The sequence below is a fragment of the Halomonas sp. DP1Y21-3 genome (assembly GCF_019801245.1).
In the GTDB taxonomy this organism is placed as follows: Bacteria; Pseudomonadota; Gammaproteobacteria; order Pseudomonadales; family Halomonadaceae; genus Halomonas; species Halomonas litopenaei.
Genome location: NZ_JAHVJM010000003.1, coordinates 128,913 through 150,430, shown reverse-complemented (window position 1 = coordinate 150,430; position 21,518 = coordinate 128,913). Strand labels below are relative to the sequence as shown.

The 21,518-nt window shown below is 64.7% G+C and carries 16 protein-coding genes; 12 read left to right on the top strand and 4 right to left on the bottom strand.

Annotated elements, in window-relative coordinates; all coding sequences use genetic code 11:
* Window positions 1–146: 146 nt before the first annotated feature.
* A complete protein-coding gene (iolG, locus tag KUV74_RS09340) occupies window positions 147–1,133 on the top strand; it encodes an inositol 2-dehydrogenase (RefSeq protein ID WP_222516198.1) in 987 nt (328 codons plus the stop codon).
* 24 nt (window positions 1,134–1,157) lie between these two features.
* On the opposite strand, the gene KUV74_RS09335 is transcribed toward iolG, so the two are convergent.
* Entirely contained in the window at window positions 1,158–2,186 is a 1,029-nt protein-coding gene (locus KUV74_RS09335; RefSeq protein ID WP_045993149.1) for a LacI family DNA-binding transcriptional regulator, read from the bottom strand.
* Window positions 2,187–2,391: 205 nt separating this feature from the next.
* On the opposite strand from KUV74_RS09335, the gene KUV74_RS09330 reads away from it, so the two are divergent.
* Window positions 2,392–3,333: a sugar phosphate isomerase/epimerase family protein gene (locus KUV74_RS09330; RefSeq protein ID WP_222516197.1), complete on the top strand. Its 942-nt coding sequence runs from the start codon at window positions 2,392–2,394 to the stop codon at window positions 3,331–3,333.
* A 194-nt stretch (window positions 3,334–3,527) separates the two neighbouring features.
* On the opposite strand, the gene iolB is transcribed toward KUV74_RS09330, so the two are convergent.
* The gene (iolB, locus tag KUV74_RS09325; protein WP_222516196.1) at window positions 3,528–4,334 is read right to left on the bottom strand and encodes a 5-deoxy-glucuronate isomerase; all 807 of its coding nucleotides are present in this window, start codon (window positions 4,332–4,334) and stop codon (window positions 3,528–3,530) included.
* An 85-nt stretch (window positions 4,335–4,419) separates the two neighbouring features.
* Complete coding sequence (locus KUV74_RS09320; RefSeq protein WP_045993152.1) at window positions 4,420–5,283, bottom strand: MurR/RpiR family transcriptional regulator; 864 nt, start codon at window positions 5,281–5,283, stop codon at window positions 4,420–4,422.
* Window positions 5,284–5,686: 403 nt separating this feature from the next.
* Here KUV74_RS09320 and KUV74_RS09315 point away from each other — a divergent pair, with 403 nt between their 5' ends.
* The 10 genes from KUV74_RS09315 to KUV74_RS09270 all read left to right on the top strand — a co-directional run bounded on the left by KUV74_RS09315 (window position 5,687) and on the right by KUV74_RS09270 (window position 20,788).
* Window positions 5,687–6,520: a TIM barrel protein gene (locus KUV74_RS09315; protein ID WP_222516195.1), complete on the top strand. Its 834-nt coding sequence runs from the start codon at window positions 5,687–5,689 to the stop codon at window positions 6,518–6,520.
* 131 nt (window positions 6,521–6,651) lie between these two features.
* Window positions 6,652–7,560, top strand: coding sequence for a sugar phosphate isomerase/epimerase family protein (locus KUV74_RS09310; protein WP_045993154.1), 909 nt, complete (start codon window positions 6,652–6,654; stop codon window positions 7,558–7,560).
* A gap of 260 nt (window positions 7,561–7,820) precedes the next feature.
* Window positions 7,821–9,737 carry a bifunctional 5-dehydro-2-deoxygluconokinase/5-dehydro-2-deoxyphosphogluconate aldolase gene (gene iolC, locus KUV74_RS09305; protein WP_222516194.1) on the top strand — a complete coding sequence of 639 codons (1,917 nt, stop codon included), beginning with the start codon at window positions 7,821–7,823 and terminating at the stop codon, window positions 9,735–9,737.
* Window positions 9,738–9,845: 108 nt separating this feature from the next.
* Window positions 9,846–11,708: a 3D-(3,5/4)-trihydroxycyclohexane-1,2-dione acylhydrolase (decyclizing) gene (gene iolD, locus KUV74_RS09300; protein ID WP_222516193.1), complete on the top strand. Its 1,863-nt coding sequence runs from the start codon at window positions 9,846–9,848 to the stop codon at window positions 11,706–11,708.
* A 77-nt stretch (window positions 11,709–11,785) separates the two neighbouring features.
* Window positions 11,786–12,685: a myo-inosose-2 dehydratase gene (iolE, locus tag KUV74_RS09295; RefSeq protein WP_222516192.1), complete on the top strand. Its 900-nt coding sequence runs from the start codon at window positions 11,786–11,788 to the stop codon at window positions 12,683–12,685.
* A gap of 64 nt (window positions 12,686–12,749) precedes the next feature.
* Entirely contained in the window at window positions 12,750–14,252 is a 1,503-nt protein-coding gene (locus KUV74_RS09290) for a CoA-acylating methylmalonate-semialdehyde dehydrogenase (protein WP_045993158.1), read from the top strand.
* Window positions 14,253–14,747: 495 nt separating this feature from the next.
* On the top strand, window positions 14,748–16,478 hold the full coding sequence (locus KUV74_RS09285) for a purine-cytosine permease family protein (RefSeq protein WP_222516191.1): 1,731 nt from the start codon (window positions 14,748–14,750) through the stop codon (window positions 16,476–16,478).
* A 187-nt stretch (window positions 16,479–16,665) separates the two neighbouring features.
* Window positions 16,666–17,670, top strand: a complete 1,005-nt coding sequence (locus KUV74_RS09280) for a Gfo/Idh/MocA family oxidoreductase (protein ID WP_045993160.1) — start codon at window positions 16,666–16,668, stop codon at window positions 17,668–17,670.
* 239 nt (window positions 17,671–17,909) lie between these two features.
* Window positions 17,910–18,884 (top strand): TAXI family TRAP transporter solute-binding subunit, encoded by a 975-nt coding sequence (locus KUV74_RS09275; protein ID WP_222516190.1) that lies wholly within the window; start codon window positions 17,910–17,912, stop codon window positions 18,882–18,884.
* 74 nt (window positions 18,885–18,958) lie between these two features.
* A complete protein-coding gene (locus KUV74_RS09270) occupies window positions 18,959–20,788 on the top strand; it encodes a TRAP transporter permease (RefSeq protein WP_222516189.1) in 1,830 nt (609 codons plus the stop codon).
* 36 nt (window positions 20,789–20,824) lie between these two features.
* Here the strand turns inward: KUV74_RS09270 and KUV74_RS09265 are convergent, their stop codons facing one another.
* Window positions 20,825–21,454, bottom strand: coding sequence for a hypothetical protein (locus KUV74_RS09265; RefSeq protein ID WP_222516188.1), 630 nt, complete (start codon window positions 21,452–21,454; stop codon window positions 20,825–20,827).
* Window positions 21,455–21,518 lie beyond the last annotated feature (64 nt).

Here is a 21,518-nt window from a genome sequence, read left to right as displayed (position 1 = left end):
GGAATGTTTGTTCCTTTTTGCGTAGGCTGGGCAACAGGCTTGGGGTCTCGCTGTCGATCGACGATTGATCGTGGTAATGGCTTGCGCCTGAAAGCCACCAAGGCATACCCCTTCGCGGCAATGCACATGGATACAAGGAGCAGAGGATGAAACTGGCATTGATCGGAGCAGGAAGGATCGGCAGGGTGCACGCACTGTCCATCGCCGCCCATCCCGAGGTCACGTTGGCGGCGGTAGTGGATGCCTACCCCGAGGCCGCCGAGACCCTGGCGCGGGACTTCGGCTCCCGGGCTCGGGATATCGATGACGTGTTCGAGGACCCTGAGGTCGACGCCGTGCTGATCGCTTCCAGCACCGCGACCCATATCGACTACCTGGAGCGCGCCGCATCGGCAGGCAAGGCAATGCTGTGCGAGAAGCCCATCGCCCTGGACCTGGCGGCTTCACGGGCGACCGCCGAGCGCGTGGCGCAAAGCCTCTGCGCCTTGGCCTTCAATCGTCGCCATGACCCGCAGTTCTCGGCGCTCAAGGATCAATTGGGGCAGGGCCGCATCGGCAAGCTGGAGACGCTGGCGATCACCAGTCGCGACCCCGAGCCGCCGCCCCTCGAGTACGTCAAGGGTTCCGGTGGGCTGTTCCGCGACATGATGATCCACGACTTCGACATGGCCCGCTGGCTGCTCGATGAGCCCATCGTCAGCGTCTACGCCAGCGGCAGTTGTCTGGTGGACCCGGCCATCGGCGAGGCCGGGGATGTGGACAGCGCGGTGGTGGTGATGAAGACCGCCTCGGGGCGCTTGTGCACCATCAGCAATTCTCGGCGTGCGGTATACGGCTACGACCAGCGCATCGAGGCCTTCGGCAGTGACGGCATGTTGCAGGCCCAGAACGAGTGCGACACCCGACTCAAGTTCGTCGGCAAGCAGGGCCAACTGGAGGAAGCGCCGCGCTGGTTCTTTCTCGAGCGCTACGCCGAGGCCTATCGCCGAGAGCTCGACGACTTCTACCAGAGCTGGCGGGAAGGCCGCGCGCCCCGCGCCGGCATCACGGACGGTGTCGAAGCGTTGCGGTTGGCCGAGGCGGCGGATATCTCACGTCGCGAGGGGCGCACGGTCTACGTCGAGGAGGTGTGAGCCCCGGGGCTCTGGGCTTGTGACTCAATCTTTTCCAGCAAAGCGATGAGAGTCACGCACCACCAGCCGGCCTGGGAGCAGCGTTGGGTCACCTGGGATACGTCGATCTAGCAGGTGTGTGATGGCGCTGTCCACCACCGCATCGAGGTTCGGCTGGTAGCTTGTCAGACGGTAGCGCGGTGAGGCGGCCAGCTCGATATCGTCGAAGCCGACGATCGCCAGCTGTCCGTCGAGGCCGGCCTGGTGCAGGGCATCGAGGGCGCCGATGGCAAGGATGTCGTTTTCGCAGAACAGCGCATCCAGGCGCTGTGCCGCCGGTGTCCTTTGCAGGTAGTCGTGCATCGCCTGATACCCCAGGGCGTGGCGATAATCCGTGGCAGCCAGCGTGGCTGCCAGGGTCAGGCCGTGATCCTCAAGCGTCTGGCGATAGCCGTCGAGACGGGGCAGTCGTGATCTGCCGCTGTCGGGGCCGGCCAGATAGCCCAGCCGTCGATGACCTTCGCCGAGCAGCAGCCGGGCGATTTCGGCGCCAGCCGCATGCTCCTGAATTGCCACGATCTGCACCCCGTCCACCTCGGTGGTACGAAACAGCTGCACCAGTGGCACGTGCTGGCGCTCTGTGGCAAAGCGCACGATGTCCTCGCTCAGCACCGTGCCGAGAAACAACAGCCCGTCGACCTGGAAGCGCTCGGCGATATCGAGCAGCTCACCGGAGCGCACCGGTGGTGAAATATTCAAGAGTATCGACAGCTGGCCCCGCTGTTGCAGCGCCAGGGTGGCGGCATTCAGCATCGCCTGGGTATGCGGGTTGGCGAATTGATCGACGACGACGCCGATCAGTTGAGTGCGTCTTGTGGTCAGGCTTCGTGCCAGCAGGTTGGGGCGATAGCCCAGGGCTTCGGCGGCCTCCATCACGCGCTGTCGGGCATTCTCTGAGATCGAGGCGCCGGGAGTGAAGGCCCGCGACACCGTCCACTTGGAGACACCGGCCCGTTCGGCCACCTGGGCGGAGGTCACCTTGCGACCTTGGTCGCGATCGGAACGAATATTCATCGATGCTCCTTGACGGAATTTTTCATTCCATACTAGGCTCGTGCTGGCCTATTTGCAACCGGTTGCATCGGGTCGGATGACGGTGTTGACCCTCTTGAGGTGTTGGCATAGGTCGCCGTCGGAAGAGCCCTTTGTGCCCGCGCCGCCGCCGATGCGTCCACCCAAGCAACGGCGAAACCACACAGCCATATGACAGGACAATGCCATGAAGCTCTCCATCTGTACCGATGTGATGGCGGATCTCAGCTTTACCGAGATGCTCGACAAGTGCGTGGCGCTCGGGGTGGAAGGTATCGAGATGACCGGTGGTGGCTGGTCGCCGGCGCCACATTTTCGTGCCGACGAATTGCTCGCCGATAGAAGCCTGCTGGCCTCACGCCTGAAGGAGATCGACGCCCGGGGACTGAAGATCGCCGCCTTGAACTGTTCCGGCAATCCGCTCGACCCGGGGGAACTCGGCGAGCGCCACCGAGGTGAGATCGAAAAGACCATCCGGCTTGCCGGTGAGATCGGGGTCGAGCGCATCGTCACCATGTCGGGCCTGCCGGCGGCGGCGCCGGGGGACAGCGTGCCCAATTGGCTCGTCTACACCAAGAGCTGGCCCGATGAGATGCCCGAGCGCGATCGGTACCAGTGGGAAGACTGCGCCTTTCCCTACTGGCACGGCCTGGTGAGGCTGGCCGATGAGGTCGGTGTCGAGCGATTCGCGCTGGAAAATTTTTCGGCGATGCTGGTGTGGAACCCCCAGACCCTGTTTCGCCTGCGTAACGAGATCGGGCCCAAGGTCGGCATGAACCTGGACCCTTCGCACCTTTTCTGGATGGGGGCCTGCCCGATCGCCGCGGCCAGGGCACTGGGCGATGCCATCCACCACTGCCACGGCAAGGATACCCGCATCGAGCGGGGGCTGGCCGATGTCAACGGTCTGCTCGAGCTCGCCGAGGTCACCGACGTCGCCAATCGCGCCTGGAACTATGTGGCGGTGGGGGCGGGACATGATCTTCAGTGGTGGAAGGAGTTCTTCTCGGTGGTGCGGATGCAGGGCTACAACGACTGGGTCAGCCTCGAGATGGAGGACTTCACCATGTCCACCGAGGCCGGTATCCAGTCGTCGATCGATGCGCTGAAGCAGACCATCAGTCGTTAGCGATATGAATATGCTGGTCAAGGGTGCTGCCAAGATGGCCTGTCCGCGGCTGACATGCCTGCGGCTGGCGGAAAAGGGAAGCGATGCACCATAAAAAAGCCCCGCCGGTGGCGGGGCAAAGAGAGAGACGTTCCTTGGTCCGCCGATGACGCCAGCCCTTACCTGGGCTGCCGGAATCGGCGGAGTTTGTACGGTTACTGTTGCTGCACGATCCACTCGTGTTCAGGGTCGTTCTTGAACTTCCATTCGCGCTTGGGACCGGCCATCACGTTGAGGTAGTAAAGCTCGTAGCCGTGAGGTGCACCCACCGGATGGTAGCCCCGAGGCACCATCACGCAGCAGCCATTGTCTACCGCCATGGTCTCGTCCAGCGAGCGGTCATCGGTGTAGACCCGCTGAAAGGCGAAGCCCTGGCTCGGATTCAGCCGGTGGTAGTAGGTTTCCTCGAGGATCGACTCCTCGGGTAGATTGTCGACGTCGTGCTTGTGGGGCGGATAGCTCGACCAGTTGCCTGGCGGTGTGTAGACCTCGACCACCAGCAGGCCGTCGGCGGGTTCGGTCTCCGGCAGGATGTCGTGGATATGCCGAGTGTTGGTGCCGCCGCCGCGGGTGGAGCACTTGACCTGCTGTGGCGCGATCAGTCTGGCCTTGTGGTTGCCGTGGCCCGGTGCGCTGCACACCGCGATCTCGAGATCGGTCAGTGCCTCGACCTCGAAGTCCGCTCCATCGGGCAGGTAGACCGAGTAGGGTGGCACCTTGTCGAAGATGTCCATGCGCTCGCCGATGTCCACCCAGCGTTCGCCGGCGCCGGCGACGGTGGCACGTCCGCTCAACAGCACCAGGCAGTGTTCGCGTGAGCCGGTCTCGCCGCTCAGACGCTGGCCCTTTTGCAGCCGGTGGACACGAAAGCCGACGTGGTCCCAGCCAGCGGATTGCGGGGTGACTTCCAGCACCTTGCCGTCGGCGTCGGGGCTCTGGGGGCGTACAAGAAGCGATGTCATGGACAGGATCTCCTGTTGATGGCCTGCCCGGTCGCGCAGGGCGCGGGGCGTGGGCGGGCCAGGGTGTCGAGGGGCGAGCTGGCGGCTAGCCCGAGGCGGGGGCCTCGGGAGACGAGCCCTTGTCGGCGGCGCTGTCCTGGCGCACGCCCAGGGCGATGGCCATGCTCTGGGCCAGGCACAGGGTGGCGGTGAGGCCGCGGAAGCTCTTCACTTCCGCTTCCTGTACCACCAGGGTCACGTCGGCGACGCGGGCCAGCGGGCTCAGGGTGGAATCGGTGATGGCAACCACCGGCACGCCTTTATCACGGGTCTGTTCGGCTACTTCGCGGGTTTCCGAGGCGTAGGGCGAGAAGCTCACCGCCAGCAGGGCATCGCGGGGACCGATGGCCCGTGCCTGTTCCTGATGCATACCGCCCAGGGCATTGATCAAGAAGCAGCGCTTGTCGACGTGGTTGAGTGCGTACTGCAGGTAGCTTGCCACCGGGAAGGTGCGGCGCATGCCCATCAGGTGCACCGCCTCGGCGCCTTCCAGAAGGTCCAGCGCGCTCTCCAGCTGACGCGGGTCGGTACGCCCCGGGAGTTGCTCGAGCATTTCCCGGTTGGCGTCGGCAAATTCCCACAGCAGTTGAGAGCCGCTGGGGGTCTCACCGGTGGCGGAGCGCACCGCGTGGATGCGCTCTGAGTAGTTGGGCAACTCATCCACCAGGCGCGAGCGAAACAGCTTCTGCATGTCCGAGAAGCCCTTGAACCCAAGGCTGTTGGCAAAGCGAATCAGCGTGGACGGCGTGACGCCCGCCTGCTCGGCCAGCCTCGCCACGGTGGAAAAGGCTACTTCCTGCGGGTGATCGAGCAGAAAACGCGCCGTCTGCTGCAGGCGACGGCTGAGGTCGGGGTACTGCTCGGTGATCTGCGCTTCCAGCGCGCTGAAATCCTGAGGTAGCTCTGCCATGGCGGTTCACTCGGTTGCAGGGTGTTGCCCAGCGTTGGCCGTCGTCTGGGATCACCCTAGTCAATTGGGAATAAAAATTCCATTTATGCTTTAGTATAGAACGTTCGAATGGAACGTTTCATTCAGTGCCAAGGCTATCATTGTTCCCCTGGAGGGGGAGGGTCGCCTTGTACTTTGGTCGACAAGTTGCGGCCACGCCGCCGGTCTTCGTGGGCTCGAAGCCGAGCCCAGATGATTGATTAGCGGGAAAAAGCCACAATCAGCTGAATGCCAAGGCATCTAAGGAGGAAACATTCCCTCTATTTGACCTTGGGAATTTTTGTTCTAAAGTGCGACCTAACCGGTTGCAAACAGTTCTGATGTGACGTTTCCGGCACCTTCTTCTCGGCTCAGGGAGCGCCCCATGCCATCTCGATCACTGCACTTTGCCCTTAACCATATGGTCTGTCCTCGCTACTCCATCGAGCAGCTGATGCGCCTGGCCGCCGAGCTCGGCATCGACGCGGTGGAGCTGCGCAACGACGTCGGCGACAACAGCCTGGCGACCCTCGAGCAGGCCGTTGCCGCCGGAGAGCTGGCCCGGGAGCTGGGTCTGAGCGTGCTCAGCGTCAATGCGCTGTATCCGTTCAATGTGTGGGACAAGGAGCGTGCCGTTCAGGCCGAGCACCTTGCCGAACGGGCAGCGGCGGCGGGCGCCCGGGGTCTGGTGCTGTGTCCATTGGTCGCCGCGTCCGAAGATGCACCAACAGCCACCGATGTGACCAAGGCGCTGGTGGAGCTGGGACCAATCCTGGCTCGTCATGGGCTCGTGGGGTTCGTCGAGCCACTGGGCTTTCCTCGCTCGTCGTTGCGACTCAAGGCTGACGCTTTGGCCGCCATCGACGAGGCCGTCGCCATCCTGGGGCCATCGGAGCCGGCGCGCTTTTCGCTGGTGCACGACACCTTTCACCATCGAGGGGCCGGTGAAGAGTCACTGTTCGCCGCGCGCACCGGCCTGGTTCACCTGTCCGGCGTCGAGGATCCGACGCTGACCTTCGACGCCATGCTCGACGGCGACCGGGTGCTGGTGGGTGAGGGCGATCGCCTCGACAACGTCGAACAGGTGCGTCGCCTGCTCGCCGATGGCTATCGCGGCTACCTGTCCTTCGAGCCCTTCGCCGAGTCGGTACACGCGCTTGAGGATCCGGCGGATGCCCTCGCGCGCAGCATTGACGTCATCCGCGATGGAGTGGCCTGAATCGCCGCTGTGACCGCCACATCCATCGCGGTTGACCACGCTGCGATCCGCCCGTGTCGTGCTGAACGCCACCCACCTGGTTCAGTGACAACGTCCTGAACCTGAGCGTGAACAATGATAAGGAGACTTCCATGAAAATCGCCCTCGACCCCTTCATGCATCGCCACGTGCCCCTGGAAAAGCTGCCGCGCCTGGCCAAGGACCTGGGATACGACTATCTCGAGCTGTCGCCCCGGGATGACTTCTTCGACTGGTTCGTCCACCCCCGGGTGTTCCCGTCCCGCCTGCGCTCCTTCAAGCAGGCGCTCAAGGACAGCGAGGTCGAGATCGCCTCGCTGCTGCCGATGTTCCGCTGGGCCAGTCCCCACGAAGACGAGCGCCAGGCGGCGGTGAAGTACTGGAAGAAGGCCATCGAGGTGGCGGTGGAAATGGGGGTGGACACCATGAACTCCGAGTTCGGTCGTGGCCCGCACCCCGAGCGTGGCAGTTGCTCAGCCTGCTGCCATGGCGGCGCCACCACCGAATCCAGCGAGGCCGCCTGGTGGCGCTCGATGGAGGAGCTGGTACCGATCTTCGAGCGCGAAGGCATCCAACTCAACGTCGAGCCACACCCGGATGACTTTGTCGAGACGCTGCACCCGGCGGTGGACATGATTCGTACCATCGACTCGGACAACGTGAAGTTTCTCTACTGCGCACCCCATACCTTCCACTTTGGCGATGACATGGCGCAGATGATCCGTGACAGCGCCCCGGTGCTGGCCCACGTCCACGTGGCGGATACCTTCAATCACAAGGGATCGTCGGGGCTGCGCTACATCATCAATCCGCCGGGCTCCACCGCCCGCATCCACCAGCATCTGGATATCGGCCAGGGCGAGATCGACTGGGATCTGTTCTTCAAGACGCTGGCCGAGGTCGGCTTCGACGGCATCATGACCGCCTGTGTGTTCGCCTGGGAAGAGCGCGCAGAAGACTCCTCGCGCTTTATGCGCCAGGAAATCCAGCGCTACGTCGATACCTACTTCAACCCACGCTGAGGCTCGTCCTGGCCGCGCTACCTCCACGCCCTGTCCGGCGCCACCGGGCGGGGCGACTTGCCGCCCGGGAGCGTGACGGCAGGCTCCCGTGTTTCCCGGACACTGCTACGACCAAAGATGAACTGAATCGGCTGTTCCAGAGATTGAACGAGTGGAATATCAGTTCTATCATGGATTCAAATAGAACGAACAATCCAAAGTCGTCGGGACGCCCGTCACGGGCAGAGCACGGCTTATCGTGACCACACCAGGGTGACGCCATGACCACCAACAAGACGCTGGACCTAATCTGCCTGGGCCGAGCGGCCGTGGATTTCTACGGCGAACAGATCGGCAGCCGGCTCGAGGACATGTCGTCCTTCAACAAGTACCTCGGCGGCTCGTCGGCCAATATCGCCTACGGTACCGCTCGCATGGGGCTGAAGTCTGCCATGCTGACGCGGGTCGGCGACGAGCACATGGGGCGCTTCGTACGCGAGGAACTGGCCCGGGTGGGCGTGGACGTCAGTCAGGTCATCACCGACCAGGAACGACTCACCGGTCTGGTGATCCTGGGCATCAAGGATCAGGACACGTTTCCGCTGATCTTCTATCGCGACAATTGTGCCGACATGGCGATCAGTGCCGATGACATGGATCCCGAGTTCATCGCCTCCAGTCGGGCGCTGTTGATCACCGGTACCCATTTCTCCACCGACGGCACCTATCAGGCCAGCAAGACCGCCATCGAATACGCCAAGGCGGCCGGCACCAAGGTGATTCTCGATATCGACTATCGTCCGGTGCTGTGGGGCCTGACCTCGCTGGGTGACGGCGAGACCCGCTTTATCTCCGATGATGGTGTCAGCGCCCACCTGCAGACCATTCTGCCGGACCTGGACCTGGTTGTCGGCACCGAGGAAGAGGTCCACATCGCCGGTGGCAGCACCGACACCATCACCGCGCTCAAGCGCATTCGCGAGCTGAGCGATGCCTCCATCGTGCTCAAGCTGGGCGCGCAGGGCTGCACCGTGCTCGACGGTGAGATTCCCGACAGCGAGTCCGAGTTCGAGGTATTCACCGGGGTACGTGTCGAGGTGCTCAATGTGCTGGGTGCCGGTGACGCCTTCCTCAGCGGTTTTCTGCGCGGCTGGCTCAACGGCGAAAGTCATGAGCAAAGCTGTGCCTACGCCAACGCTTGCGGGGCCCTGGTGGTCTCCCGCCACGGCTGTGCCCCGGCGATTCCCAGCAGCGAGGAACTCGACGACTACCTGAGTCGCGCCGAGGATATCCCGCGTCCCGACCTGGACACGCGGCTCAACCACCTGCACCGGGTCACCACCCAGCGTAGCCCGACGCAGTGGTCGGATCTGTGCGTGCTGGCCTTCGACCATCGCAAGCAATTCTACGACATGGCCCGGGAGGTTGGCGCCGACCCCGGAAGGATCAAGACGTTGAAACGGCTGCTGGTGCAGGCGGCGGAGCAGGGCGCCGGACATATCGGTGACAGCCAGATGGGCGTGCTGATCGACGACACCTACGGTCAGGATGCACTCAATGACGTGACCGGGCGCGGCTGGTGGATTGGCCGCCCGGTGGAGCTGCCGAGCTCGCGTCCCATCGAGCTGGAAGGCGGGCGCAATATCGGTGCCCGACTGGCCGCCTGGCCTCGCGAGCACATCGTCAAGTGCCTGGTGTTCTACCACCCGGAGGACCAGCTCGACCTGCGCCGCACCCAGGAGCGCCAGGTGGTGGAGCTGTATGACGCCTGCCTCCGGACCGGGCACGAGCTGCTGCTCGAGATCATTCCGCCCAAGGATCAGCAAAGCGATGACGATACCTTTCTCAACGCCATGCAGCGCTTTTACAACCTCGGCGTCTATCCCGACTGGTGGAAGCTGCCGCCGCAGACCCCCGCGGCCTGGGAGCGCATCAGCGTGCTGCTGGCGCGACGCGCCCCTCACTGTCGCGGCGTGGTGATGCTGGGGCTCGATGCGCCCCTCGAGACGCTCAAGAAGGGCTTCATGGACAGCGCCGGGTTCGACGTGTGCAAGGGCTTCGCGGTGGGGCGCTCGATCTTTGCCGAGCCCAGCCGTCGCTGGCTCGCCGGCGAGGCCGACGACCAGGCGCTGATCGACGATGTCGTCGCCAATTACCGCGAACTGGTGGACTGCTGGAAAGAACGCCAGAGCGTCTGAACGAGAATGAGCGAAATGGGTGAGCGTCGTGTCGCTCCCAGACCATGACCAAGATAACGATAATCCGGGTCCCCTCAGGACCCGGCAGCCATCTCCGAGAGCATTGCCATGTCCACGATTCGACTGACCATGTCCCAGGCGGTGATCCGCTACATGCAGGCCCAGAAGGTGAACGTCGCCGGCCAGATCAAGCCGCTGTTTCCCGGCGTCTGGGCGATCTTCGGCCACGGCAACGTGGCCGGCCTCGGCGAGGCGCTGTATCAGGCCCGTGAGACGCTGCCGACCTACCGCGCCCACAACGAGCAGGCCATGTGCCACGCCGCCATTGCCTTCACCAAGACGCTCAATCGGCGCCAGGTGATGGCCTGTACCGCCTCCGCCGGTCCTGGTTCGGTGAACATGGTAACCGCGGCGGCGGTGGCCCACGTCAATCGACTGCCGCTACTGCTGCTGCCGGGCGACACCTTCGCCACGCGCAAGCCTGATCCGGTGCTGCAGCAGGTCGAGAACTTCCACGACCACACCCTGACCTCCAACGACTGCTTCAAGCCGGTGAGTCGCTTCTTCGATCGCATCACCCGGCCGGAGCAACTGCTGACGTCGCTGCCCCAGGCGATGCGAGTGCTGACTGACCCGGTGGAGTGTGGTCCGGTGACCCTGGCGCTGCCCCAGGACATCCAGACCGAGGCCTACGATTACCCCGAACACTTCTTTGCCGAGAAGGTACACCACCTGCGCCGTCAGGCCGCCGACCCGCGCGAGCTCGACGATGCCATCGCCTTGATCCGCTCGGCCGAGCGACCGCTGCTGGTGGCCGGTGGCGGCGTCCACTACGCCGAGGCGCTGGCTGAGCTCGACGCCTTCGTCAGCCGCTACCAGGTGCCAGTGACCGAGACCCAGGCGGGCAAGGGCGCGCTGCCCTGGGACCATGCCAGCAACGTCGGCACCCTGGGTGTGACCGGTTCAGCCGCCGCCAACAGCTTGGCCCAGGAAGCGGATCTGATCATCGCCGTGGGCACCCGGCTTGGCGATTTCGCCTCTGGCTCCCGGGCGCTGATCAACCCCGAGGCGAAGATATTGTGTCTCAACGTGGCCTCCTTCGATGCGGTCAAGCACTACGCCCAGCCGCTGGTGGGCGATGCCCGCTTGAGCCTTGTCAGCCTGAAGGACGGGCTCGAGCAGGGCACCGACCCGTGGCGGCCGGCCTCGTCCTGGAGCGAGCGGGCGGCCGCGCTGCGCGACGACTGGAATGCCACCGTGGAACGGGTGACCCAGGATCGCGGCACCGGGCTGCCCTGTGACGCCGAGGTGGTGGGGGCGGTCAACCGCGCTGCCGGCGAACGCGACATCGTGGTGTGTGCCGCGGGTGGCCTGCCGGGCGAGCTGCAGAAACTGTGGCGTACTCGCTTCGATCGCGGCTACCACATGGAATACGGCTACTCCTGCATGGGCTATGAACTGGCCGGAGGCCTCGGCACCAAGATGGCGCTGCCCGATTCAGAGGTGTTCGTGATGGTCGGTGACGGCTCCTACCTGATGATGAACTCGGAGATCGCCACCTCGGTAATGCTGGGGCACAAGATCATCGCGGTGGTGCTCGACAATCGCGGCTATGGCTGCATCCATCGACTTCAGCAATTCTGCGGCGGCCCCGGCTTCAACAACCGGCTGGAGGACTGCCTGAGCGTCGAGGCCGGCGCGCCCAAGACCGACTTCGCCGCCCACGCCGCCGCCCTGGGCGCCAATAGCGAGAAGGTCGCCAATATCGCTGAGCTTGAGCAGGCCCTCGAGCGCGCCAAGGCGTCCGACATCAGCTATGTGATCGCCATCGACACCGATGGCCTCAACGACACCAAGGAAGGTGGTGCCTGGTGGGACGTGGCGGTGCCTGAAGTCTCGCCGCGTCAGGAAGTGGTGGACGCCCGCGAGCGCTATCAGTCCCACAAGGCGCGTCAGGCCAGAAATCTCTAGGCCCGAGTCCGCTCTGCCACAACAACCAAATATTCCAGGCGCGCCGGCGCCTGGAGCACCGAACGCCGGAGGACGCCATGAGCATAAGACTGGGCATCAACCCCCTGACCTGGACCAATGATGACCTGCCCTCGCTGGGCGGAGACACCCCGCTGGAGACCTGCCTCGCCGAGGGACGAGAGGCCGGTTTCGACGGCTTCGAGCTGGGCCACAAGTTCCCCCGCGACGCCGCCACCCTGGGGCCGATCCTCGAGCGTCACCAACTGTCGCTGGTGTCAGGCTGGTACAGCGCCGAGCTTTTGACCCGCAGCGCCGAGGAAGAAATCGCAGCGCTGACGCCCCATCTGGAACTGCTCAAGGCGCTCGGCGCCAGGGTCATGGTGTTCTGCGAGGTCTCGCGCTGCGTGCATGGACAGGTGGGGGTACCGCTGAGCCATCGCCCTACCATGAGCGACGAGGAATGGACGCTGTTTACCGAGCGCCTTGACCAGGTGGCCGAACACTGCCAGCGCGAGGGCGTGCAGATTGCCTATCACCACCATCTGGGAACGCTGGTGGAATCCGAGGCCGACATCGACCGGCTGATGGCGAGCACCGGACCGGCGCTGGGCCTGCTGCTGGACACCGGCCACCTGGTGGCTGCCGGTGGCGATCCGTTCGGCGTGCTCGAGCGTCACGCTGCACGCGTCAACCATGTGCACTGCAAGGATATCCGTGCCGAGGTGCTGGCCGATGTGCGCAACCGCAACCGGAGCTTCCTGGAAGGGGTACTGGACGGCATGTTCACCGTGCCCGGTGATGGCTTCATCGACTATGGCCGGTTGTTCCAGGGGCTGGTCGCGCACGACTACCAGGGCTGGGTGGTGGTGGAGGCCGAGCAGGATCCCGCCGTGGCCCATCCACTGACCTATGCCCGCAAGGGCTATGACCATCTTGCACGCTGCTGCGACGAGGCCGGGCTGGCCCTGGCCTCGTGACGGCGCCCCCCGTGCCGATGTCTTCAGCCATCTGTTCGATAACTCTTTGTATCAGGAGCACCGCATGACCATTCTGGGCAACTTTATCGCTGGCCAGCCCCAGGCCAGCCACAGTGGCCGCACTGCCGAGGTCTTCGACCCGGCCAGCGGCGAGGTGACACGTCAGGTAGCACTGTCCAGCGCCGACGAGACCCGCGACGCCATCCGCGTCGCTGACGAGGCCTTCCCCGGCTGGGCCAAGATGTCACCGCTCAAGCGTTCACGCATTCTGTTCAAGTTCAAGGCGCTGGTGGAAGAGCACGCCGACGAGATCGCGCGGCTGATTTCCTCCGAGCACGGCAAGGTGTTCTCCGACGCCAAGGGCGAGCTGACACGCGGGCTCGAGGTGGTGGAATTCGCCTGCGGCATACCGCACCTGCAGAAGGGCGAACATTCCCTCAACGTCGGCACCGGTGTCGACAGCTTCTCGCTGATGCAGCCGCTGGGCGTGTGCGCCGGCATCTCACCGTTCAACTTCCCGGCCATGGTACCGATGTGGATGTTCCCGGTGGCGCTGGCCTGTGGCAACACCTTCGTGATGAAGCCATCGGAGAAGGATCCGTCCACGCCGATGCGTCTGGCCGAGCTGCTCAAGCAAGCCGGCCTGCCGGACGGCGTGTTTAACGTGGTCAATGGCGACAAGGAGAGCGTGGACGTGCTGCTCACCGATGAGCGGGTGCAGGCGGTCAGCTTCGTCGGCTCGACGCCCATCGCCGAATACATCTACGCCACGGCGTCTGCCCACGGCAAGCGGGTTCAGGCGCTGGGCGGCGCCAAGAACCACATGGTGGTGATGCCCGATGCCGACCTCGACCAGGCGGTGGATGCGTTGATGGGCGCGGCCTACGGCAGCGCCGGCGAGCGCTGCATGGCGATCTCGGTGGCGGTGCCGGTGGGCGAGGAGACCGCCGAGCGGTTGCGCGCCAAGCTGGTCGAACGGCTGCAGACGCTGAGCGTCGGCCCCGGCATCAAGGAGGGGCCCGACCACGACATGGGGCCGCTGGTCACCCGCGCTCACCTGGACAAGGTGGTCGGCTATATCCAGGCCGGCGTCGACGAGGGCGCCGAGCTGGTGGTGGACGGACGCGAGGCGACTATCGACAACGCCGGCAATGGCTTCTTCGTCGGGGGTTCGCTGTTCGACCACGTCACGCCGGGCATGCGCATCCACCGCGAGGAAATCTTTGGCCCGGTGCTGGCGATCGCCCGCGTCGACAGCTTCGAAGACGCCCTGGCCATGGTCAACGACCACGAATACGGCAATGGTACCGCCATCTTTACCCGTGACGGCGCCGCCGCTCGCCAGTACTGCGAGCGCATTCAGGTCGGCATGGTCGGCGTCAACGTGCCGATCCCGGTGCCCATGGCCTTTCACAGCTTTGGCGGCTGGAAGCGCTCGCTGTTCGGCCCGCTGCATATGCATGGCCCTGACGGCGTGCGCTTCTACACCCGCATGAAGACCATCACCCAGCGCTGGCCCAGCGAGGTCCGTGATAGCGGCGGTCACTTCACCATGCCGACGCTGTAGCTGTAGCTGTAGCTGTGGTCCTCTGACTGCGTATGACGCCGTAGCGGTGCTTGTGACGCCTTGGCGGTCCATCAAGCGTCCCGCTTCGGTGTTGGTGCCCTGTCCCGTCGTCGCTGCTGCGGCGTGCTGGAGTGGCGCCACCTGGATTGCGCCGTTTCACGCTTGCCAAGGCGCCGAAACCGGCGCCTTCCTTTTGGCTATCGCGGCAGGTGTTGAAGCGTGGGACTGGAGCGAGTGGTTATGGCGGATAGACGATGTTTGTGTGCGCCAATTCAGTTAAAGATGTCGTCATGGATTACGTTATTTACAATTTTGTCGGATCAGGCGTTCGAGTCGACTAAAGTATAGAACGTTTGGTTTGTTGTTTTTTCTTTCGGAATGTATGTTTCATTTGGTGCGGGCCGTGGAAAAACATGGACCGCCGAGGTTGGAGCCCTGACCGTTTGCAACCGGTCACAAGGGCCATCGATCCTCCAATAACAAGTGGACAACGTTATGAGCACAGAAGCGGCAGGGGCGCAGGCGACCGCGACAGCGGACGACAACGCCCAGGGCGAAGAGCTCGAATATCAACGCATACCCCCTAGCCGGCAGTTGAGCGGCAAGTACTTTCTCGGGGCCTACTCCGGTGAGCACGTTGCTGGCACCGAATTCGTCATCGGCGCAGCGCTGGTCACCTTAGGTGTTTCCACCGGTGATCTGATCTGGGGACTGATTCTCGGTAATTTCATGGCGGTGCTGTCCTGGGCCTGGATTTGCAGTCCGGTGGCTACCCGCACCCGCATGACGGTGTACTGGTTCCTGGCCCGGCTTGCCGGCAAGAAGATCTCCACCGTCTACAACATCCTCAATGGTGTCTTCTACGCCGTCATTGCCGGCGCCATGATCACGGTCTCGGCCTCGGCCTTCCGGGTGCTGACCGATATTCCGCCCCAGGTGGGACTCTATCCCACCAGTGCCAGCTTCGTGATCCTGGCGCTGCTGGTTGGCGCCTTTACCGTCTGGCTGACACTCAAGGGCTTCAAGCGCATCGCCAACTTTTCCACCGTATGCGCGCCCTGGATGGCGATCATGTTCCTGGTCAGCGGTATCCTGTCGATCCCCATCGTCACCCACCTGGGCGCCGAGCAAGGCATCGACGGCCTGGGCAACGTGCTCGGCGCACTGGTGTGGACCGGCGTTACTCCCGAAGGCGAGCCTGGCATCAACATGTGGGTCATCGCCGCCTGGGCCTGGGGCATCAACCTGCCGATGCACCTCGGCATGAGTGACATGAGCATTCTGCGCTTCGCGCGCAAGTCCTCCTACGGCTACTTTTCAGCCTCTGGCATGTACATCGGCCACTTCATGGCCTGGGTCTGTGCGGGCATCCTTGGCGCCACCTCGGCGATGCTGCTCAAGGAAGCCATGGTCGATCTTGATCCGGGCGCCATCGCCTTCCGTCTGCTCGGTGCCATGGGGCTGGTGGCGGTAGTGATCGCCGGCTGGACCACTTCGATCCCCAGCCTCTATCGCTCCGGGCTGGCGTTTCAGGCGGTGTTCCATCGTCACAAGCCGTTCAACGTTGCCCTGGTGGTGGGCGCCGCCACCACGGTCGTCGCCTGCTTCCCGTTCGTCTTCGGTTCGCTGCTCAACGTCCTGTCCTACTTCGTGATGATGATGGCCCCCATCGGCGCGATCATCGCCGCCGAGCATTTCCTGCTGCCGCGCCTGTCGATCCGCCCGCTGTGGCGCGAACATCAGGGGCTCGAGGACAATCGTCCGGCCATGCTGACCTGGGCCATCGGGGTGATGCTCGGCGTCGTGCTCATTGCCCTGCCCCAGGTGCATCTGTTTGTCGTGTTTCTCCCGGTGTGGACCCTGAGCTTTCTGCTCTACCCGCTGCTGTGCCGCCGGATGGGCGCGAACACCGAGTCCGGTATCGACTACTACGAAGAGGCCTATGGCCCGGTGGATCCGCCGGAACTGCCCGGCGAGTCGCCCCAGGCGCAGCCCGCGGTCAATCGTCGTGATCCGCTGTACCTGATCTCGTTTGCCTGCCTGGTGATCATCATCCTGGCGGCACTGTGGTCATGGACCGGTGACAACGCCGCTGTCGTCGACTACGTGGAAACCTTCAAGTGGCTGGTGATTCCGCTGTCGCTGGTGTACTTCGTGTGCGCTTCGATCTGGATTCATCGTCGTCGCCCGGCGGCGGCGCTTGCCGCAGACGATCCCCATGTGTGATGACCCCAACCCTCAACAAGGATAGGTGCCATGGCCGCCCGAGCGATCGGGCGGCCATGCCACCTGGCTCTGGCACCAGCGCCACGACGCTGGTCGAGCCTCGACGTTGCCCGTATGACGTTTTCGACCCATGGGAGGGCAGCAGGTGCGATTTCAACAAGTGGTCAATAACAGAAAGGAGCCAGACATGACGCTATCTATCGGCATCATCGGTACCGGAGCCATCGGCAAGGAACATATGCGCCGGCTGAACCATACCCTCAAGGGTGCGAGGGTGGTGGCCGCCAGTGATGTCGGCCTTGAGCAGGCGCAGGCCGCCATCGATGAGGTCGGCATCGAGGCCAGGGCCTATGCCAGCGGCCACGACGTCATCAACGCCGCCGAGGTCGACGCCGTGGTGGTGACCTCCTGGGGACCGACCCACGAGGAATTCGTGCTGGCCGCCATCGAGGCGGGCAAGCCGGTATTCTGCGAAAAACCCCTGGCCACCACCGCCGAGGGCTGCCTGCGTATCGTCGAGGCCGAGATTGCCTCGGGTCGTGCGCTGGTCCAGGTAGGCTTCATGCGCCGTTTCGACTGGGCATACCGCCAGCTGAAGGCGCTGCTCGACGAGGGTGGCATCGGCCAGCCGCTGATCGCCAAGTGTGCGCATCGCAATGCCCAGGCCAACTTCTCCGGCGATGCGGGCCTGATCGATTCCTGCGTCCACGAGTTCGACGTGATGCGCTGGCTGCTGGAGGACGACTACGTCAGCGCCCAGGTCATCCAGCCGCGGGTTTCCAGCCTGGTGGAGGGTGATCTGCAGGACCCCTCGCTGATCATCCTGCGCACCCGCAAGGGCATGGTCATCACCATCGAGAGCTTCCTCAACTGCCAGTACGGCTATGACATTCGCTGCGAACTGGTGGGGGAGAGCGGCGTTGCCGATCTGCCGCAACCGGCGAGCGTGCCGCTGCGTCACAGCGCACGGGACTCCCTGGGCGTGATCACCCACTGGAAGGACCGCTTTATCGACGCCTTCGATGTGGAGTTTCAGGAGTGGGTTGATGCCACCGCCAAGGGCGAGCGTCATGGCCCTACCGCCTGGGATGGCTATGTGGCGGCGGTGACCAGTGACGCCTGCGTCAAGGCGCGGCATTCGCAGCAGGTCGAGCCGATCGCGCTGGCCGAGCGTCCCGCCTTCTACCGCTGAAACTGGTGTCACGCTGCTTGCCCTGATGGCGCAGGCGGCTGGCATCGTTGGCCACGGGCGTCGCTATGCTCGGCGCCCGCGACTTTTTCACGGGGCCACGAGTGTCTTGGCGCCGTGGCACGAATCACGCCAGTCGAATATGCTGTTGGCCGGCCATTTCCGCCAGGTCCTGAAGCCTGGCGGGAGCATAAGCAAAACGAGGCACTGGCCACGCCCGCTGTCGACTGGAGACCCCCTCAATGCGTCATCTTCGAAGCCGTGGCCTCAAGGCCCTGACGGCTGTGCTCGCCGGTAGCATGGTGCTGACCGCCGCAAGCGCCCACGCCCAGACCCGCCTGACCTACAAGTCCGCCTCCGCCGGTACCGCCTACTACCAGATGGGAGTGGAGCTGTCCGAGGCGATCAAGGCCGGCACCGAGGGTGACATGACCCTGACCCTGGAAGAGAGCCAGGGCTCGGTGCAGAACGTCATGGAGGTGATGGCGCGTCCCGGCAACTACGTCTTCACCTCGCCGCCCGGCCTGGTGACCCGCGCCCGCGAGGGTACCGGCCCCTTCGAGAGTCGCAACCATCCGCGCCTTAAGGACATTCGTGCACTCTTCCCGATTCCCTCGCTGACCATGCACTTCGTGGTGGCGGGCGAGCAGGACACCCTCGGCATCGATGAACTGGCCGGCAAGCACCTGCTGATCGGCCAGGGTTCCTTTGGCGCCCGCGAGGCCGCACGCTATCTCGAGCTGTTCGAACTCGCCGATCAGGTCGAGGTCGACGACGCCGACGTGGGCAGCGCTCCCGACGCGCTCAAGAACGGCCAGATCGACGCCTTCGCCACCGCCAGCTCCTTTCCCGCACCCAACGTGATCGAGACCGCCGCGAGCCATGATGTCGGCCTGGTGTCGTTCACCGAAGCGCAGGTCGAGGCCACCGGCGCCGCGCCCCAGACCATCCCCGCCGGCACCTACGCGGGCATCGACGAGGACGTGCTGACCACCTCGCTGCCGGTGGTGGCCTACACCACCAGCGCGATGGACGAGGACACCGCCTACACCCTGACCAAGACCTTCTGGGAGCGCCGCGAGGCCATGGCCGAGACCTCGCCCTGGTGGCAGGCGATCTCGCCGCAGATGCTGACCAACCTCGAGGGTCCGCTGCACCCCGGCGCCCTGCGCTACTACGACGAGGTCGACGTGCAGGTGCCCGAGGCCCTGCGCTGAGACGATCCTGCCCAGGACTCGACCCGGCGGGCCCCTGTGGGCCCGCTCCGTTTCATCGATGATGTGCTGATTTCATGAACTCAAGCGACGCTTCTTCGTCGGCCGCAGCGGCCGACGCGCGTGACCCTGTTCGTTCGCCGTGGCCGGGTGGCCCGTTTTGGATCGCGCTCGGTGCCCTGTCGGTGGTGTTTCACCTGGGGTTGATCTTCCACGGCCTGACGCCGGCGCTGATCAGTCGGCCACTGCACATGGCGCTGGTGTTGCCCTGGGTGCTGGTGTTTTCCGCCCGTACGCACTGGCAGCGCATCAGCGGCCTGGGGCTGACCGCCCTCGGCATCGCCGCCTGCGGTTATATCGCCTTGAACGAGGACGCCCTGAGCGGCCAGTACGGCTTTATCGACACCCCCCTGCAGATGGCGGTGGGTCTACTGCTGATTATGGTGGCGCTGGAGGCCGCCCGGCGTGCCATCGGCTGGCCGCTGCCGCTGGTGACCGCGATCGCGCTGGGCTATGCGGCCCTGGGCCAGTACGTGCCCGGCGAGTTTGGTCATCCTGGCCTGCCCATGGCCAGCCTGGTCGGTTCGCTGACCATCGCCGAGGGCGGGCTGTGGGGCAAGCTGACCGGGGTCAGTGTCTCGGTGGTGGCGATCTTCGTGATCTTCGGTGCGGTGCTCAACGCGGGCGAGGCGGGGCGTGGCTTCATGAACCTGGCCGGCGCCGCGGCGGGCCGCCTGACCGGTGGTGGCGCCAAGGTATCGGTGATCTCCAGTGCGCTGATGGGCTCGATCTCGGGCTCGGCGTCGGCCAACGTAGCTTCCACCGGAGCCATCACCATCCCGTCCATGGCGCGGCTTGGCTATCCGCGCTCGCTGGCGGCGGCGGTGGAGGCGGTGGCCTCGTCCGGGGGCCAGATCATGCCGCCGCTGATGGGCGCCGGGGCCTTCGTCATGGTCGAGCTGACCGGCACCCCCTACACCGAGATCATGGCCGCGGCGCTGCTGCCGGCTTTCCTCTACTTCGCCACGGTGTGGCTCGGCATCAACGCCTTCGCCACCCGTTTCGATCTCAAGCCGGTGGCAGCCGAGGACCGCCCGGCAGCGCGTGAGGTGATCACCACCGCACTGTTCTTCGCGGTGCCCTTTGCGATCCTGCTCGAGCGCATCTTCCACGCCGGCAACACCCCCCAGTACGCCGCCAGCGTGGCGATCTTCGCAGGCCTTGCGCTGTTGGCCATGAACGCCGAGCTGAAGGTGTCGGGGACGGAGTTCCGCGCCCGCCTGGCCCAGGCAGCGCTGACCGCCGGGCGCCAGATCGCGGTCATCGGCGCGATCATCCTGTGCGCCTCCCTGGTCATCGGGGTGCTGTCGCTGACCGGGCTCGGGGTCAAGGTCACCTCGGCGATCCTGTCGCTGTCCGGTGGGCAGCTGTGGCCGGCGCTGCTGCTTACCGCCCTGGCCTGCCTGGTGCTGGGCATGGAGGTGCCGACTACCGCCGCCTACGTCATCTGCGTCTCGGTGGCGGGGCCGGCGCTGACCGAACTGGGCCTGCCGCTGCTGACCGCCCACCTGTTCGTGTTCTGGTTCGCGCTGCTGTCCACCATCACCCCACCGGTATGTGGTGCGGTGTTCATCGCCGCCGGCATGGCCGACGAGAACTGGCTGAAGGTGGCGGGCAAGGCCATGGCGCTGGGGGTCGGGCTCTACGTCATTCCGCTGGCGATGGTCGCGCACCCGGCGCTGCTCGACCTTGGCTCCGGCGTCTTCGCTGCCCTGGCCACCACCCTGGGCGTGCTGATCGGCCTCGGCCTGGTGTCCTACGGGCTGATCGGGCGTTTCGCCTGGTGGCTCAGGGCTGCCCTGGTGGCACTCGGGCTCGGTGTCATCTTCGTACCCTGGCCGGTGTAAAAGCGTGGTGGCAAGTATCGCGTCGCTCCGTCAGGTTTAGCCTCGATCCGCGCGACGACTCGTTTCCCTGAAGTGCTCTGCCATGGCGTCGTTGGCGCCCAGCATCGGCCCCTGCTCCCTGTCCGGGAACAGGGGCCGATTGGCGTAAAGGATCCAGGTATCCAGGGCGGGGCCCAGAGGCTGGATTAGCCGCAGCCGGCCGGGATGACGCTCGATGGCGTCCTCGGCGACGATGGCGGCGTCGGCTTGGCCGTCCAGCAGTTGCTCGAGGGCGGCGACGATGGTGGGGGCGTCGTGTTCCGCGAAGGCCGAAAGGTCGGTGTAGTGGCGGGTGGCGGGCTGTCGCAGCACGCTTTTCGGCTGGGCCACGTCAGCGCGGGCTACCAGCGCCAGCGGGCGGCTGGGGGCGATGAAGGCGTCCACCGGAAAGGCGCGATGCATGAAGCGCCCGACGCAGTCGGCGTGGCTGGGGTGGGCGCTGACCTGCAGCACATAGTCGTAGCCTCCGGCGACCAGCTTTTCGAAGGCGCCGATGAAGTCATCCACCAGGCTGATCCGGGGCTCGATGTCGGTGAGGTCAGGTTCCTTGAGCCTGCGATCGTCGAGATAGCGGGCGAGCACCAGGGCGTGGTTGCTGTCCTCGGGGCCGAGGGTGGCGAAGTGCATGGCGGTCTTCCCCTGTGGTGTGGTGCGTGGATAGCGATGGATGGGTGCGGAGCAAGGAGTCGTT